Source organism: Thiorhodococcus drewsii AZ1, from assembly GCF_000224065.1.
GTDB lineage: Bacteria > Pseudomonadota > Gammaproteobacteria > Chromatiales > Chromatiaceae > Imhoffiella > Imhoffiella drewsii.
This window is the reverse complement of the sequence record NZ_AFWT01000006.1, coordinates 172,102-187,824: the sequence shown is the minus strand read 5'-3', so window position 1 is coordinate 187,824 and position 15,723 is coordinate 172,102. Positions and strand designations below refer to the sequence as shown.

12 protein-coding genes are annotated in these 15,723 nt (G+C 63.2%); 3 read left to right on the top strand and 9 right to left on the bottom strand.

The genetic code is table 11. The features are described 5' to 3' along the window. The 7 genes from THIDRDRAFT_RS26490 to THIDRDRAFT_RS05965 all read right to left on the bottom strand — a co-directional run. The coding region (locus THIDRDRAFT_RS26490) for a hypothetical protein (protein ID WP_216725618.1) at window positions 1–217 on the bottom strand (217 nt) is incomplete at its 3' end. A 5-nt stretch (window positions 218–222) separates the two neighbouring features. After that, on the bottom strand, window positions 223–720 hold the full coding sequence (locus THIDRDRAFT_RS26130) for a hypothetical protein (RefSeq protein WP_040844017.1): 498 nt from the start codon (window positions 718–720) through the stop codon (window positions 223–225). A gap of 181 nt (window positions 721–901) precedes the next feature. After that, window positions 902–1,222 (bottom strand): hypothetical protein, encoded by a 321-nt coding sequence (locus THIDRDRAFT_RS05985; protein WP_007039914.1) that lies wholly within the window; start codon window positions 1,220–1,222, stop codon window positions 902–904. A gap of 134 nt (window positions 1,223–1,356) precedes the next feature. After that, entirely contained in the window at window positions 1,357–2,196 is an 840-nt protein-coding gene (locus tag THIDRDRAFT_RS05980; RefSeq protein WP_173364679.1) for a DUF7281 domain-containing protein, read from the bottom strand. Next, window positions 2,184–3,404, bottom strand: coding sequence for a hypothetical protein (locus tag THIDRDRAFT_RS05975; protein WP_007039912.1), 1,221 nt, complete (start codon window positions 3,402–3,404; stop codon window positions 2,184–2,186). The genes THIDRDRAFT_RS05980 and THIDRDRAFT_RS05975 overlap by 13 nt, the downstream gene beginning before the upstream one ends. Beyond that, window positions 3,401–4,042 carry a hypothetical protein gene (locus tag THIDRDRAFT_RS05970; RefSeq protein ID WP_007039911.1) on the bottom strand — a complete coding sequence of 214 codons (642 nt, stop codon included), beginning with the start codon at window positions 4,040–4,042 and terminating at the stop codon, window positions 3,401–3,403. The genes THIDRDRAFT_RS05975 and THIDRDRAFT_RS05970 overlap by 4 nt, the downstream gene beginning before the upstream one ends. Further along, entirely contained in the window at window positions 4,029–7,727 is a 3,699-nt protein-coding gene (locus THIDRDRAFT_RS05965; protein WP_007039910.1) for an ATP-binding protein, read from the bottom strand. The genes THIDRDRAFT_RS05970 and THIDRDRAFT_RS05965 overlap by 14 nt, the downstream gene beginning before the upstream one ends. Window positions 7,728–7,911: 184 nt before the next feature. Between THIDRDRAFT_RS05965 and THIDRDRAFT_RS05960 the strand changes: the two genes are divergently transcribed. Continuing rightward, a complete protein-coding gene (locus THIDRDRAFT_RS05960; protein ID WP_007039909.1) occupies window positions 7,912–9,534 on the top strand; it encodes a sensor domain-containing diguanylate cyclase in 1,623 nt (540 codons plus the stop codon). Window positions 9,535–9,589: 55 nt separating this feature from the next. On the opposite strand, the gene THIDRDRAFT_RS05955 is transcribed toward THIDRDRAFT_RS05960, so the two are convergent. Both THIDRDRAFT_RS05955 and THIDRDRAFT_RS05950 read right to left on the bottom strand, forming a co-directional pair. Further along, on the bottom strand, window positions 9,590–10,261 hold the full coding sequence (locus tag THIDRDRAFT_RS05955; RefSeq protein WP_007039908.1) for a MarC family protein: 672 nt from the start codon (window positions 10,259–10,261) through the stop codon (window positions 9,590–9,592). An 85-nt stretch (window positions 10,262–10,346) separates the two neighbouring features. Beyond that, complete coding sequence (locus THIDRDRAFT_RS05950; RefSeq protein WP_050984652.1) at window positions 10,347–12,245, bottom strand: diguanylate cyclase; 1,899 nt, start codon at window positions 12,243–12,245, stop codon at window positions 10,347–10,349. A 422-nt stretch (window positions 12,246–12,667) separates the two neighbouring features. Between THIDRDRAFT_RS05950 and THIDRDRAFT_RS05945 the strand changes: the two genes are divergently transcribed. Then, on the top strand, window positions 12,668–14,752 hold the full coding sequence (locus THIDRDRAFT_RS05945) for a methyl-accepting chemotaxis protein (protein ID WP_007039906.1): 2,085 nt from the start codon (window positions 12,668–12,670) through the stop codon (window positions 14,750–14,752). A gap of 80 nt (window positions 14,753–14,832) precedes the next feature. Then, the gene (locus tag THIDRDRAFT_RS05940; protein WP_007039905.1) at window positions 14,833–15,651 is read left to right on the top strand and encodes a shikimate 5-dehydrogenase; all 819 of its coding nucleotides are present in this window, start codon (window positions 14,833–14,835) and stop codon (window positions 15,649–15,651) included. Window positions 15,652–15,723 lie beyond the last annotated feature (72 nt).

Here is a 15,723-nt window from a genome sequence, read left to right as displayed (position 1 = left end):
ATACGCTATCGCTATTCCGCCCTACGGTGCTCTTCGACCAGCGGCTGTTGGCCAGCCACGTCGCCGCGTAGGGCGCAATAGCGCAGCGTATTGCGCCGCATGCCTGCGCGACGAGATCGGTCAGATGCTCACCGATTGCGCCAGCCGTGCCTGCGACGATCAGTGTCGGGTGCTGGAGGTGCTCAGCGATCAGGGTCACTGCCGTCATCGCGAGCATTGAGTCTATGGCGTTCCGGTTTCCATTCGGCGGAATACGCTATCGCTATTCCACCCTACGGTGCTTTTCGACCAGCGGCGGCTGGCCAGCCGCGTCGCCGCGTAGGGCGCAATAGCGCAGCGTATTGCGCCGCATGCCTGCGCGACGAGATCGGTCAGATGCTCGCCGACTGCGCCAGCCGTGCCTGCGACGATCAGTGTCGGGTGCTGGAGGTGCTCAGCGACCACGGTCACTGCCGTCACTCGCGAGCATTGAGTCCATGGCGTTCCCGTCTCCATTCGGCGGAATACGCTATCGCTATTCCGCCCTACGGTGCTCTTCGACCAGCGGCTGTTGGCCAGCCACGTCGCCGCGTAGGGCGCAATAGCGCAGCGTATTGCGCCGCATGCCTGCGCGACGAGATCGGTCAGATGCTCGCCGACTGCGCCAGCCGTGCCTGCGACGATCAGTGTCGGGTGCTGGAGGTGCTCAGCGACCACGGTCACTGCCGTCATCGCGAGCATTGAGCCTATGGCGTTCCGGTTTCCATTCGGCGGAATACGCTATCGCTATTCCGCCCTACGGTGCTCTTCGACCAGCGGCAGCTGGCCAGCCGCGTCGCCGCGTAGGGCGCAATAGCGCAGCGTATTGCGCCGCATGCCTACCCGTTATGCCCGCGCGGTTTGGGTCGACCAGCGCGCGATATCACTCCACATCCAGATATTCACGCTCGATCGCGGTCTCGAATGCCTGTGTTGCCGAGACCAGTTCCTGATAGACCAGTCGCAAACCGGCGAGCCGTTTGATGTTTTCCGGGCTGGGGACTGCGTTGTCTGTGGATGCGCGGCCGATTTCATAAACGGCCCGCAGATAGTCGGCACGCGCCCGTGCCGTCATCTCCAGCATCGGCGTGAGGTCCGAAAGCCGAAGCTCCGGCAAGACCGGGTTGATGATCGCCCGGTTGACCTCCTTGATCTTCGCGTCGAGCGCCATGAGCAGGCGCCTGTTCTGAGTCTGATTGGTCATATCCGATTGCTCCTTTCCGGATGGTCGATGGTTGGTGAGGTGTTCTAATCCGTTCCTGTTCCGTGAAGGATTGAATGCGGGCGAGCGCCTTTTGGTCAATCGAATCTTTGGGCCTGGACGTGTCGGATTGTATTTCAACGTCGCATGTCGTTGCGCATCACGCGCCGCAACCGAGTCCCAAGCGCCAGCATGTGTTGCTGCTTGATGCTGAGCCCGTGGGTTTTCATGGTTTCCCAGAGGCTGCTCCAGTCACGCAGGTCGGCCCGATCGAGATGGGCCGTAGCTCGATGCTGGCGGTTGAAGTGCGCTCGGCTGCCCTTGTTCAGCAGTGCCTGGTCCAGATCGGGCACCAGTAGGGCATCGGCGCGGGGTAGGGTTTGGGCGATGAAGAGACCGGCTGGGTCCCAGTCGGGGAAGACGCTGATGGGGATGTGGGGCGATAGGCCGGCGAGCAGGCGGCGTGTGCCCCGCGCCAGTCCGCCATGTCCGCGATAGAGCACCAGTGCGTCGGCCAGTTCCGTCGGGCGCACGAAGGCATGCCAGTCGTCGAAGCTGTCGAGGTTTTCGATGACGAGTATCTGGGTGATGCCGTTGGGGTCGATGCTGTCCAGCGGGACGCGCAGACTCAATTCGGGCGCGAGTTCCGGCAGGGGCGGCGGCAGGCGTCCCTTGAGCAGGACGAATCTGGCGTCCGGACGCTCGGGGGCGATCTTTTCGTCGATGGCGCTGGCCGCGACCGTGCGTCGGTCCCCTTCGGGGATGCCCGCGAGTGGGTCGAAGCCCCAGGCGAGTTGCGCCTGTTCTCGCAGCAGGCGGCGTTGTTGGTCGTCGAAGCGCAGCTGCTTGCCATCGGGTTCGCCGAGCTCGAAGGCTTGGTGGATGCGTCTCCAGGTCGGCGACAGCGCTACAAAGTCGCGTCGGTCGCGCAGCAGATGATGGACCGCCAGCATGTGGGCGCGGCTCAGGTCAGCCATAGGTTCAGGTCGCGGATGATGAAGTTGCCGCTGTAGTGTGGATGGGGTTCGCCGATCAGGTCGAGCCTGAGCCGGTCCTTGTGCGACTGCGGTAGCCCTTCATAGTCGCCGATGACCTGATAGAGCCAGGACTCGGTGTCCCAGGGCAGGGACTCGCGTTGGTGGTATTCGAGCGCCGAGACTGGCTGGCCGCTGTCGATGATCGCGCAAAGATAGCTCGTGACCGCCTCGCGGATCGGGCTGGGACGGATCTCGATCGCCTCCGGTGTGCTCAGCGTCAGTGCTTCGGCGTCGGCGAGCGTCTGGGTGGGGCGTTCCGAGGGCTGGGCGGTTCGGACCCGTGCCAGGATTTCCAGCAGCTCGGGTTCCTGGGTGGCGTCGTGGACGTTCAGGGCGGCTGGTGCGAGCAGAGGGTCGGCGTGGTTGAAGAGCCTCGGGAGCTCCGATGCGCGGGTCTGGGGCTCGGCGCGGTAATCCGGGTACTGTTCCATGTGCAGCAGCCAGCCCTTGAGCAGGCGGGTGCGTCCCCGGATCTCGCGAAAGCGTCCGAGCAGTTCCAGCAGCCGGGCTTGGGCGATGCTCAATTCCTGGGTGCAGTCGCTGAGGGTGCGCTGCAGGTTGGTCACCAGGAGCTGGCGCAGCTCGCGCGACTCGCCGGCCAGTTCGGCCAGTTCCTCGAAGCGCACCAGTTCCAGTCCGTCGAGCAGGGCGCTCACCTGCGACTGGGCCAGCTCGTTCTCGCGGATCTTGGCGTTGAGTGTGCCGACGTAGCCGAATTCGTTGTTGATCCGGCCCCAGAGTACGCGGATGGCGTGCTGCAGGGTTTCGCCGAAGGCATAGAGATGGTCGCGCAGATCGGCGAGATAGACGTCGGCATCGGCATGACGGCCCTGGTGACGGGCCTCCTTGACGTGCTCGGCCAGCATGCGGAAGGTGGCCAGGGCGGAGGCGGTGTTGGCGTCGACCTGACGGTTGCGCGTATCGCGTAGGGCCTCCTCCAGGAGCGCACGCACGGCGCGGCGCAGATGCAAATCGGCGCCGGGCTCGGGGCGGTAGAGCACTCGGTCCTTGAGCAGGCGTTCGCGCACCGAGGCGTCCAGGAGATGCTCCGGCACCGAGCCTTGCAGATAGGCGTCCATGATGGTCTCGGCGTGGCGCCCGAGCCGTTTCAGAAAACGGATCCCGCTCTGGCGCAGCTCGTCGCTCACATCAGCTCTCCCTGGACGGCGCCTTCGGCGCGTTTTTCGAGCTCCAGTCCCTCGGCGGCATCGATGAAGCGGATGACCTCGTAGAGATAATCGATCTTGCCGGTGGCCAGATAGATCTGCTTGTCCGGGTTGGGCCGCACCAGATAGCCCAGCTCGGTCAGGCGTTTGAAGACCAGCTTGATCTGGGCGTCGACCGTCTCGCTCGCGGAGTTGAACAGCCGATAGCGGCTGATGCGTCCAAGCTGTTCGCGAAAGGCCGGGGTGTCCTCGATGAGGGTCTGCAATTCGCCGAGGCGCATGGGTGTGCCCTCGGTCGGCGGCGCATCCTGCCCGAGCGCCTCCTGCACCAGGATCAGCCAGTCGGCGAGCGGGGTCAGCGACTGGCAGATGTCGCGGAACTGCTGGCCGACCACGCGGCGTTCGTCTTCGCCCAGCTGGCAGTAGCCGCAGAAGAAGACCGCCTCCTCGCGCTCGCTGCCGAGCCCGACGACCAGCCGGTTGAGTTGTCCGAGATAGGCATCGACCTGTTCGCGGTTGCCCGCGACCTGGAGAAAACGCCAGCCGTCCTCGTCGGTGGTGCGGCAGATGAACGCACCGCGCAGCAGGCGCTCGATGACCTGGCCTTTAGTCGACAACATTGGCGCAAGCCTCCTGACCTTGATCCTGACGCTGCTGTAGCCGCGCGGCGATGGCGTCGATGCGGGGTTTGACGACCTGGAGCTGTCGCGTCTGTCGATCGACGATGTAACGGTTGGTGAAGAGTCCCAGCACCTCGGACTCGGGGTTGGGGAAGGCACCGAGGATGCGGATGGCGTTGGCGTCGCAGGCGTCGAAGATCTTCTTCACGTTCTGGTGGTGCAGGGTGCCCAGTTCGTCGATCGGCCAGTGGACGACCACCGACGCGTCGGCGCGCAGCAGCCGGGTGAAGGCGAGCAGGAACTTGCAGAGGATGAGATAGGCCATGCCGTGACTGGAGGACTCGTTGAGCTGGCGGTCGGTGCGGATCACCAGATCGCTGCGTCCTTCGCGCAGTCGCAGCTCGATTTCGAGCAGTCCGGCGACACCGCCGCTGGGGGCCGAGCGGCCGATGATCTCGAGCGCCTGGCGCATGCTGTTGACATAGTCCGCGTTCGGCAGGCCGTCGAAGCCGCTGTCGCGCCAGTCCTCGAAGGCGGTGATGAAGGCGCGCAGATCCGGCCAGAATTCGAGTTCGCTGATGCGCGAGCGGATCAGGACCGCCGAGTCTGAAACGCCGTCGAGCGAGAGATCCTCGGCCACTTCGCGCGTGATGCGCCTGCTTTGGTTCTCGATGCGCCGATCGATGTCGTCCAGCACCACGTAATAGTCCGCCAGATCCTTGCCGAAGATGCGTCCCTGTTCGCGCAGCCCTGTCAGTTTCTGCGGCACCAGTTCGTTGAGCAATTGGGCCAGCTGTTCGACCAGTCGGCGGTGATCCAGCGCCGGGGGCGACCCTGGCTCGCCGGGTAGACGGCAGTCGGCGCGGCTGCGTTCCCAGGTCTCGGCCAGGCTGGATCCGGCGTTGGCGGCGATTAGGCGATCGAAATGCTCGACCTGGTTTCGAACCTCGATGAGGAGCTGCTCGCGCCCTTGCAGCAGATCCTCGCCGAGACGCAGCCGTTCCCCCAGATCGCCGGCCGGTGGCGACTCCTCCGGCGGGAGCTTGAGCGCGTCGAGTCGGCGCCGCTGGCTTTTCAATCGGGTCAGACTCGCCTCGGTGGCCTCGGCCTGATCGTTGGCCCCTTTGAGCGCCGCTTGCAGCTCGGCGCGCGCGCGTTTAAAGGCCTCTTCCGCCGTGGCGAACTCCCGGTTGAGCCGGGCGGCGCGTCCGCGCTCCTCATCCAGCCGGGTCTGTAGCTCGGGTTTGCGACCCAGCCAAGTCCGTTGATACCAGTTGTCGTAATCCTGGATGTAGGCGCGGCGTCCCTCGGTGCGTTGGATGCGCTTTTCCAGGTCATCCATCTGCCGTTTGAGATCGGCGATCAGCGCATCGTCGACGCCTCGGGATTTCAGTTCGTTGCGATACCAGTGCTCGCAGGCGTCGAGTTCCTCCTTGGCCTTGCGCTTGCGTTCCTCGATCGCGCCCTGGTTTTGGGCGATTTCGGTATCGGTCCGGCCGATGACGTCCTGCCAGTGGGTCTTGAGCTCGCTCAGTGCCTCATGGTGACGGTCGCTCAGATCCGCCTCCCAGTGTTCTTGGTCCTTGGTCAGGCGTTGGAGGCGTGCGTCCAGGTCGCTCAGTGCCTTGCGGTCGTGAAGCTGGCGCTCGCGCAGCGCGGCCTCGAACCGGCCCTTGAGCGTGCGCCGTTCCTCTTTGAGCCGACTGAGGTCCTCGCGACGGGCGCGCCGCTCGCCTTGGGCCAGGGTCTGTTCGCGCTCGTGGGCGACGAGTGCCGTCTGGGTTTGGTCGAGTCGGGTTTCGGCCTCGCGCAGACGGTTGTCCACATCGTTCAGTGCGTCCTCGGCGTTCTGTAGATGCTGGCGTAGCGCCTGCTCCGAGACGGCGTGCGCCGGGGTGTCGATGGCCTTGAGGTCGAGCCGCAGTCCGCCGAAGCTGTCGGGATCGTCCTCGGTCGGCTGGGGTTTGAGGTCGGTGCGTTGCAGCAGGGCCGGGTCCAAGACCTTACCCAAGCAGGTTTCCCAGCCGGGGCGTTCGCGACGCAGGAATTCGAGCAGGCTGTGCTGGCCGGGATAGAGCAGACGCTGTGCGTCATCGACTGCGCCTTGGCGCTCCTCGCGCTGGCGTCGGATCTTGCGCAAGGCCGTGTCTGCGGCATCGCGCTGGCGCCGTTGCTCCTGATGCTGGGCGTCGAGCTGGGTCAGCCGGGTCTCGATCTCCTCGATCTCGGCGTCCGCCGTCTCCAGACGCTGGTCGAAGACGGCCAGCTCGTGGCGCTCCTCTTCGGTATGGGCGGCGTTTTCGAGGCGCGTCTTGAGGCGCTCGCGCTCTAGTTCGCAGTCGCTCTTGCGCTGGCGAAACTCGGCGAGCCCGACCTCCCGCTCGTTCCGCTGCTGTTCCCTCAGCGTATCGACCGCCGCGTTGTTCTGCTCCAATAGGCGCGCTTTTCCTTCCTTGAGGTCGTTGTCCCGTTGACGTAGCTCCTCAAGCTGGCGCTCGCGCCGCTGGCCGATTCGGTGTTGGCGCTCCAGATAGTCGCGCTCTACATCCTGGTGGGTATCGGTCAACAGGCGAAGACGTTCTTTGAGGCTTTCACGGTCCTCGCGCCAGTCGCCGAGCCGTTCCAGATCGGCCTTGATCTGTTCGATGTCGGCGTCGAGATAGGTCCGGTATTGCTGCTCGATCTGGTTCAGTTCCGTCTCGCAACGCTCGATCTCGCCCTTGCTGCTCGAACGCTCCCGATCGAATGCGTGGCTGTCGTTATCCCACGCCTGTTTCAGACGTTTCAGTGCCCGGTCGTTGTGCTCGACGCGGGCGCGGGCCTCCTCCAGGCGCTGCTGTTCGAGCGGCTCTTCGAGCCGATAGCTCTGTTTGAGTCCGCTCAGTCGCCGTTCGCGAACGAGCAGTTCCTGGTAGGCGCGTTCGAGCCGATCGAACTCCGGGCGCATGGCCTCGAAGCCTTGGATCAGGCGGCTTTCTCGAATCCAATCCTCCACCTGCTTGAGTTTGAGCTGGGAGGTGGGCGGACTGACGCCGTCCTCCTCCAGGATGGCGGCGATCATGGAGCGGACCGTCTCCATCTTGCCCTCGCGCGAATGTACCGCCCGCGCCAGTTTTTCGAGGTGTCGTAGCGACTGTCTAGGCTGGCACAGCGAATACTGGCGCCCGAGCGCGCGCAGCTCGCCGGCGTTGCTGCTTGTGGCGAACAGTGCGCGGTCGTTCTGTAGGATGGCGCGGTACTCGCGCGTGTTGAGCAGACGGGTCGTCGGGACACCGAGCTGACGCAGACGGAGACCCAGCTCTTTCATGCCGATGCAGGTCAGGCGATCGCCCTGTCGGGCGCGGCTGTAGTCGTCCAGGTCGAACGGGCGTTGTACCAAGCGGTAAACGACGCCCTTGCCGTCGGAGGCGGCGGCGAGCACCGCTTGGCAGATCTGCTCGTCCATGCGCTGGTATTCGTAGATGATGAAGCTCTGCTCGGTCGGCAGATACCAGCGCTCGAAGCTGTCGCGGGTGGCGGGCACGACGCGGCTTGGATACTCGCCGTAAAAGACCGGGACGAGCCGTTGCAATGTGGTCTTGCCGGAGGCGTTGGTGCCGCATATGTTGGTGTGGGCGTCGACCTTGAGTTCCACGACGCCTTGCAGGTGAGTATTGATGAGTAGGATACGATTCAGGCCGGGCATGCGGTTCCTTGCGCGAAGGGGAGGGATACGGACATCCAATTGTAACGGTTGGCGAGGTTCTGAGGGGGCGCGAGCCAAGGAGGCGCAGCGTGTGTTCTAGATATGTGTCGCTCGTGTCTGGGCGCCTTGATGTTCGGCTTCGAGCGCGACGTGCCATGCCGACGATTTCAGCGCGGGCAATGCAGTGAAACTCGATAATTTCAAGATCGTTCTCCGGTCGCTCAACCTCTTCTTTTTGATCTTTCTGATCATCGGCTCCGTGTTTTCCGGGCTTGGCGCGGCGTTTTATCGCGTCGAGGCGGAAACCTTTTTTACGTCAACGATCGCTCAGGAGCACTATCGCGTCGAGTTGATGAAAGGAATCACGGAGGGGGTGTTTGCCGAGGTGGTCAGCGATTTGTTTGTTCTGAGCAAACAGGACGAGCTCTCTCGCTATCTCAATCAGGGCGATCGCCAGGCGCTGTCGGTGCTCGCATCGGAATTTCTGGCGTTTGCGACATTGAAGGGCGTTTACGATCAGGTGCGTTTCCTGGACGCGACGGGTAAGGAGCTGGTGCGTGTCAATTTCAATGGGGGCGCAGCCGCTATCGTGCCGCCCGAGGAACTCCAAGACAAGGGCAAGCGCTACTACTTCACGGATACATTGGTGCTCAAGGCCGGCGAGGTGTTCGTGTCGCCGTTGGATCTCAACATCGAGCGAGGGGCGCTTGAGCGTCCATTGAAACCGATGATTCGGTTTGGTACCCCTATCGTCGATGCGTCGGGCGAGAAGCGAGGCATCGTCTTGCTCAACTATTTGGGCGACTTTTTGCTGGATCGATTGACGAGCGTGAGCGTTTCTGGGCTTGGTCGGGCCATGCTGTTGAATGCCGATGGCTATTGGCTGCTGAGTCCACGCAAGGAGGATGAATGGGGATTTATGATCGATGCCCGCGCCGAGCGCAGCTTCGCTCACGACTTCCCCGAGGAGTGGGCCGTCATACGCTCTCACGGTAAAGGGCAGCTGCAAACGGAGCACGGATTTTTCGCCTTCGAGACGATCGCTCCGCTTGCGCCGGAGTATCGTTCCAGTACCGGTGCGACAGTCGCGGAAAGCCCCAGCAAAGCACGGCTCGATCCGGAGGATTATGTGTGGTTCCTGATCTCCTACGTGCCGTCGGAGGTCGTGGAGGATCACGACCGACGTCTATTGATCCGCGTGTTTGTCTTCGGTTTCGGCCTGTTTGCAGTGATTTCGGTGGGGACTTGGTATCTGGCTGTGGCGGTCGTTCGGCGTCGAGTCTACGAGACGCAGTTACTGGAACTCGCCCATTACGATCGCTTGACCGGACTCCCTAACCGAACCCTGTTCTTCGATCGGATCGAGCAGATTCATGCCAACGCGGTTCGCTACGCGCGCAGCTATGGCCTGCTCTATCTCGACCTGGACGGGTTCAAGCAGGTCAACGACAGCCTGGGTCACCAGGCGGGCGATCGGCTGCTGGTACAGGTCTCCGAGCAGTTGCTGAAAGGGGTGCGCAAGGCGGATACGGTCTCGCGGCTTGGAGGGGACGAATTCGCGATCATCTTGTCCGATGTCTCCGATCCGCAGGGGGCGCGGCGCTTGGCCGAGAAGCTCCTGGGTTTGGTGTGCGAGATCCGGGAGCCGGCGCAAGCGGGTATTCCTTTCGGCATGAGCATCGGTATCGCCCTCTACCCGAACGACGCGACGTCCCCGCGCGAGTTGATCCTCCATGCCGATCAGGCGATGTATCGGGCCAAGAGACGCGGTAAGAATCAGTGCGAACTCTATAGCGAGCGAGTCTGACCGCGCGTTCGTCTCCGGATTGCGCCCTCGCTCCGTCCGGGCGACGGGATGCGCCTCAAGGCATCAGCGTTTTGGCCGCTCCGCCGAGTCCGTCGAGCAACATCTGGACGCCGATGACGGCGAGGATCAGCCCCATGATGCGGGTGACGACGTTGAGTCCGGCCTGGCCGAGGAAGCTGACGATGCGTTCGCCGAAGAGGAAGAAGAGCAGTGTGATGAAGCAGAGCAGGGCGAAGGCGAGGATGGTAACGATCATCTCGCCGAGGTTGCCGGTGGAGGCGAAGTTCATCGCGGTGGCGATGGTGCCGGGGCCGGCGAGGATGGGGATGGCGAGCGGTGAGATGGCGACGCTGAGCGCGGTCTCCAGGCTGTCGGCTTGGTCGGTCTCGGTCGGTTGATGCACGCTCGAGGGGGAGCCGTGCAGCATCTGGTAGCCGATGAGTGCGACCAGCACCCCGCCGGTGATGCGAAAGGCCGGCAATGTGATGCCGAAGAGCCCGAAGATGAGCTTGCCGAGCAGCACGAAGATCAAAATCAATAGGAAGGCGGCGAAGACGGATTTGATGGCGACGCGTCGGCGTACCTGCTTCGAGTCGTCGGCGGTGAGCCCGAGGAAGACCGCCGTGTTGGCGATGGGGTTCATGATGGCGAAGAAGGCCATGAACACCGAGGCCAGATGCCCCAGCATGTGGCGCAGCTCGGTGAGGTGTGGCGAGAGTGCATCCATTGTCGATCCCTTTCGTGGTTCGGCTGGACAGACATGATGCCATGCTCCGGGAGCGGGTGCTCGAACGCCGGCGGCTCGGCGCAGATCAGGCCGGCTTCTTCGACCGCTGGGCCTCATGACGCGGGCGATTGTCATTCGGTGAGGATGGGTGGCGCTCTGTCGCCTTCGAGTAGAGTTGGTAACCGCCGCCTCCGGCCCGCTTGGCGGAATACATCGACCAGTCCGCGTGTTGACGCAGCATCTTTGCGCTCTGTGCGTCCTCCGGGTAGAGCGCAATCCCGATGCTGGCCCCGACGGTAAGTTCCTGTTCTCCGATCTGGAAGGGGGCCGATAGGGCCGTTACCAGCTTTTCGGCGACCTGGATCGCACCCGCCGTGTCATACAGCCGTTCCAACAGCACCACGAACTCGTCCCCGCCGATGCGGGCGACCGTGTCGCAGGCCCTGATCGCGCCTTGGATGCGTCGCGCGACCTCCCGCAACACGGCGTCTCCGGCGGCATGGCCGTGCAGATCGTTGACCGGCTTGAAGCGGTCCAGGTCGATCAGCAGCAGGCCCACGCTCTGGCTGTCGCGCTGTGCGGCAGCCAGTGCATGCTCGGTTCGGTCGTCGAGGAGCAGTCGGTTGGCGAGCCCGGTCAGGGGATCCGAATGTGCCGCCTGGCGCAGCTGGCATTCGCTGTCACTCAGTCGCCGGTTGGCCTGGGCCAGTTCTTGGGTGCGTTCGGCAATGCGCTCCTCCAGTGTGCTCGCGGCCTGATCCAGGGTGTCGACCATCGCCTGGCGCGCGATCAGAGCCTCCATCTGCGCCTCCTCGCGCGCACGTCGTTCGCTATGGATGCGGTCGGCGAGGGCGAAGGACAGCAGCAGCATCTCCAGCGCCGACCCGATCTGTAGCATGTGGGCAGTGAAGGCGTTGGTCGGAACCCAGCCGAAATTGCGCATGGCGGCAAGCGCGGCCCCGAGCAAAAGGGCTGCCCAGGCCATGAGGAAAAAACGTGCGCCGCCGCGTCCCCGACGTAGTCCGATGACTCCGGCCGCGATGCCGATTAGACAGGCCGGCAGGCTGTTGATGGACAGGACCTTCGCGGCCAAGGCGGTTGGCGCTTCGTTGGTGAATAGGTCGTGGAAGACGATGTAGAGCAGATTGAAGGCGAATAGGGACAGGACGATAAGCAGTAGCCGATCCAGGCGCGGCATGATGCGTCTGGTGTCGAGAAAGCGGCGCACGAACCAGAGTCCGAAGAGTCCGGCGGCCGAGAAGCCGAAATCGGATGCGGCGATGTTCCAGTGTGCCCAACCGCTCCACAGGTACTGGCTGCCGATACCGGTGAGAGCGAGCTGGCCGCAGGCCATGCTGGCGACGAAGCACACATAGAGAAGATAGCTGGCCTCGTGCAGCGAGAGATAGAGCAGCAGGTTGTAGAGCAGCAGCGCGGCGAGCGCGCCGAAATAGAGCGATATGGCCCCGTAGCTGGAGGCCGTCTCAGCGGTGAAGGCCCTGGGCTGCCAGAGATGAAGCGGGATCGTGAGGCTGCCCGAGGAGCGGACTTGGAGATAGAAGTCGATGGGCTCCGCGCCGACCTCGATCGGCAGGACGAAGAAGCGGTGAGCGATTGGGCGTTGCTCGAAGGGATAGGCGTATCCCGTGATCGTTGGCGGACCTTCGGGACCGTAGAGTCGGATGTGGTTGAGCGAGAAATAGGCGATTTCGAGCCACCATTGCGCTGGCGTGCTGGAGGGGGACGCCAGTCTGAAGCGCAGCCAGTAGGTCGAATGCGAATAGCCGAAGTTGATTTCGCTACCACCGGGGACTGGGCGGAAAGCCGCCGCATGGGTGGCGTCTTGGACCTCTTCGAAGGTCAGGCGTCCGCTCGGATCCTCCAGATACTCGACGTGGGTCGCCAGATCGTAGCGCTCCTGGTGTGGGTCGAGCAGCAGCGTGGATTCGGATGGCCAGGCGCGCGCGCACGTCAGGCTCGTCAAGAGCCAGAGGAGCAGGAGTGTTGGGAGAGTCCAGTCGATGCGTGCGCGAGGTAGAGCAGGGGACCGGTTTCGGCTGTTCGGTGCCGAGTGATCTGGTATGACGAATTTCAGTGGAGCGTCTCTGTGTGAATCGTCGAGCGACATTGAAGCTGCGTCGACCTCTAATCTGGGTCCGATCGCGATCGGGTGAAATCCGAGTCGGACGGGGCGCACTGTTTATAGACCCTCTTCGCTGTCGGCGTCACCCTCTTATGCGCCGCACTTTGCCCGGTTGAGGCCGGATGTCGTCAAGCGGTTCCTCGTATGAACCCTGATGTGTTTAGAGGCAGGGCTTGATTGCAGGTTAAAAACCATCCACATCAGAGCTGGTTGAAATCATCCAGATCCCTCTGTCCGCGTCGATACCTCAGGAGTCCAGCCGTATGAATTTCAGGTCGATCCGTTTCAAAATCGCGCTCTGGTCTGGGCTTTCGTTGGCCGTGTTGAGCGCGGTACTGACGCTCAGTTCGGCCTGGTCCCTGAATCAGCAGGTCGAGCAAGAACGCCTAATCGCCTTCTCCAATGCCAAGGAACTGTTGTTGATTAGCGCTCAGGAGAAGGCGAAGGAGGTCGAGGAGGGGATTCGCCCGGCGTTTCAGACCGCGCGGGTCCTTGCTCAAACCCTGGCGACCCTGGTGGGCCAGCAAGGCGGTGCGCTCGACTCCACGGCGGCGGCGATCGATCGCGAGTCCGTTAACCGCATCCTCCAATCCATTCTGCGCGAGCATCCCGGTTTCCTCGCGCTCTACACTGCCTGGGAGCCCAACGCCTTCGACGGACGCGACGCAGAGTTCGTCGGCCAGACTGGCACCGATGCCAGTGGTCGGTTCATCCCTTATTGGAGTCTTGCCGCAGATGGGGCGCCCGTTCTTGAGCCGCTGGTGGACTATGAAACTCCGGGCGCTGGCGACTACTACCTGCTTCCTAAAAAGACCGGGGCGGAGCAGTTGATCAATCCCTACACCTATCCGGTTCAGGGGAAGGATATGCTGATTACCTCTCTGGTTGAACCGATCCTGATCGACGGGCGGTTTCAGGGTATCGCCGGCGTCGATCTGGCCCTTGGCCATTTGCAGCAGATGATCGACGAGGCCATCAGCAATTTTCGCGATGGCGTTGGCGGGCTTGCCATCATCGCGAACGACGGCACCATCGTTGCCGCCAGTGGTCGACCGCAGCTCATCGGCAAGCCGATCTCCGCGATGCATGAGGATTGGGAAGAGGACCTGAAGGCCATTCGGGATGCGAAGCCGGTCGTCGAGGAGGATGAGGGCAATCTCATGGCGGTGGTGCCGGTCCACTTCAGCGATTCCGCCCAGGTTTGGGGTGTCCAGCTCACGCTGCCGCTGAGTTGGGTTGAGGCTCAGGTGGACGAGGTGGCCGCTCAGGGGCGGCAGACCATTGCGTTGATGGTCGGTGTGGCTATCCTCGTTCTCGTCCTGGGCATGGGGCTCATGCTGGTTGTCGCAAGCTTCGTCGTACGCCCAATTCGCCGTCTCAGCCAGGCATTGCACGATATCTCCGAGGGAGAAGGCGATCTCACGCATGATCTCGATGATTCGGGTCGGGACGAGATTGCCGATCTGGCGCGTGCCTTCAACAGCTTCCAAGCCAAGTTGAGGGTACTGATTCGTCAACTCAGCGATGGTGGCGGGCAGGTTGCCGCGTCGGCCGACCAGCTCTCTGCGGCGAGCAACCGTGGCGCGGGGATCGTCAGCCGACAGCAGTTGGAGACGGATCAGGTGGCGACGGCCATGAACGAGATGACCGCGACCGTCGCGGAGGTCGCGCGTCATGCCGCCCAGGCGGCCGAGGCCACCCGTCAGGCCGATCAGCAGGCCGACTCGGGACGTGGCGCTGTCAGTCGCGCGGTGGAGACGATGCAGATGCTCTCTCAGCAAGTGCAGTCCGCGACCGACGCCATTGCTCGGGTGTCCGCTGATGCGGGTCAGATCACATCCATTCTCGACGTGATCGGTGGCATCGCCGATCAGACCAACCTTCTGGCCCTCAATGCGGCGATCGAGGCCGCGCGCGCCGGCGAGCAGGGACGGGGGTTTGCCGTCGTCGCCGACGAGGTTCGCACATTGGCGCAGCGCACGCAGAACTCGACGCGCGAGATCCAGGAGATGATCGATCGGCTTCAGGTCGGAACCCGGGGCGCGGTCGAGGTGATGGACGCCGGACGGGACAAGGCGCAAGGTGGCCTGAACGCCGTGGCCGAGGCTGCCGACGCGATCGAAACCATGGCCAGTTCGGTTGCCGCCATCAAGGACATGAACATCCAGATCGCCAGCGCCGCCGAGGAGCAGACCGCCGTTGCCGGAGAGATCGATCGTAACCTGAGTAACATCGCGCAGCTCGTCGACCAAGTCTCCTCCGATACCTCAGAGATCAGCGGTGCGGCCGAGATGCTCAAGCAACTCGCGAGCGATCAGAATGCCCGCGTCGGGCGCTTCAAGGTTTGACAGAGGCGCTTGCTCATTAGGCTCCTGCTTCGAGTCGATTTCGTCCTTGATTTACGCCGACCGAGAGGCTTGCCAAGACCATGTCGCAACAGATCAGCAAAGATACCCGCCTCTGTATCTCCCTGGCTGGGCGGCCGAGTAACATCGGAACCCGTTTCCACAATTTCCTCTACGAGGAACTGGGTCTCGACTTTGTCTACAAGGCCTTTACCACCAGCGATCTGGCTGCGGCCATTGCCGGTATCCGAGGGCTCGGTATCCGGGGCTGTGGGGTCTCGATGCCTTACAAGGAGGACTGCATCCCCTATCTGGATGTGTTGGATGCATCGGCAGAGACACTGCGTTCGGTCAATACCATCGTCAATGACGATGGTTGCCTGCGTGCTTACAACACCGATTACATCGCCGTCTCAACGCTGTTGGATCGGCACGGGGTGTCTCGCGATCTCTCGTTTGCCTTGCGCGGCAGTGGCGGGATGGCCAAGGCCGTGGCTGGCGCCTTGCACGACGGGGGCTTTCGTTCGGGCATCATCCTCGCCCGTAACGAGGTCACAGGCCGACAACTGGCGGAGACCTACGGATACGAGTGGCGGGCGCAGCTCGGCGAGATCCGGCCCGGCCTGCTGATCAATGTCACCCCCATCGGTATGGTCGGTGGTCCGGATGCGGAGACGCTTGCCTTCGATCCCGAGATCATCGACGGCGCGCAGACGGTCTTCGATGTGGTTGCCCTGCCGCCCGAGACCCCGCTGATCCGCTCCGCAAGGGAGCGGGCCAAGCCGGTCATCACGGGTGCCGAGGTGATCGCCCTGCAGGCCGCCGAGCAGTTCGCGCTCTATACCGGCGTGCGGCCGACCGAGGATCAGATCCGTCGGGCTTCGGAGTACGCGCGCGGCTGAAAGGCGAACGGGGCGTGTGGTCGGCGGAGTAGGGGCTCACGCTCTAATGCGTTTTTGCTTCGGCCGGCAACC

Bases quoted from the DNA above. Each gene is read 5' to 3' on its own strand.
- THIDRDRAFT_RS26130 (WP_040844017.1), bottom strand. From the start codon at position 720: ATGCTCGCGATGACGGCAGTGACCGTGGTCGCTGAGCACCTCCAGCAC.
- THIDRDRAFT_RS05985 (WP_007039914.1), bottom strand. From the start codon at position 1,222: ATGACCAATCAGACTCAGAACAGGCGCCTGCTCATGGCGCTCGACGCG.
- THIDRDRAFT_RS05980 (WP_173364679.1), bottom strand. From the start codon at position 2,196: ATGGCTGACCTGAGCCGCGCCCACATGCTGGCGGTCCATCATCTGCTG.
- THIDRDRAFT_RS05970 (WP_007039911.1), bottom strand. From the start codon at position 4,042: ATGTTGTCGACTAAAGGCCAGGTCATCGAGCGCCTGCTGCGCGGTGCG.
- THIDRDRAFT_RS05965 (WP_007039910.1), bottom strand. From the start codon at position 7,727: ATGCCCGGCCTGAATCGTATCCTACTCATCAATACTCACCTGCAAGGC.
- THIDRDRAFT_RS05955 (WP_007039908.1), bottom strand. From the start codon at position 10,261: ATGGATGCACTCTCGCCACACCTCACCGAGCTGCGCCACATGCTGGGG.
- THIDRDRAFT_RS05945 (WP_007039906.1), top strand. From the start codon at position 12,668: ATGAATTTCAGGTCGATCCGTTTCAAAATCGCGCTCTGGTCTGGGCTT.
- THIDRDRAFT_RS05940 (WP_007039905.1), top strand. From the start codon at position 14,833: ATGTCGCAACAGATCAGCAAAGATACCCGCCTCTGTATCTCCCTGGCT.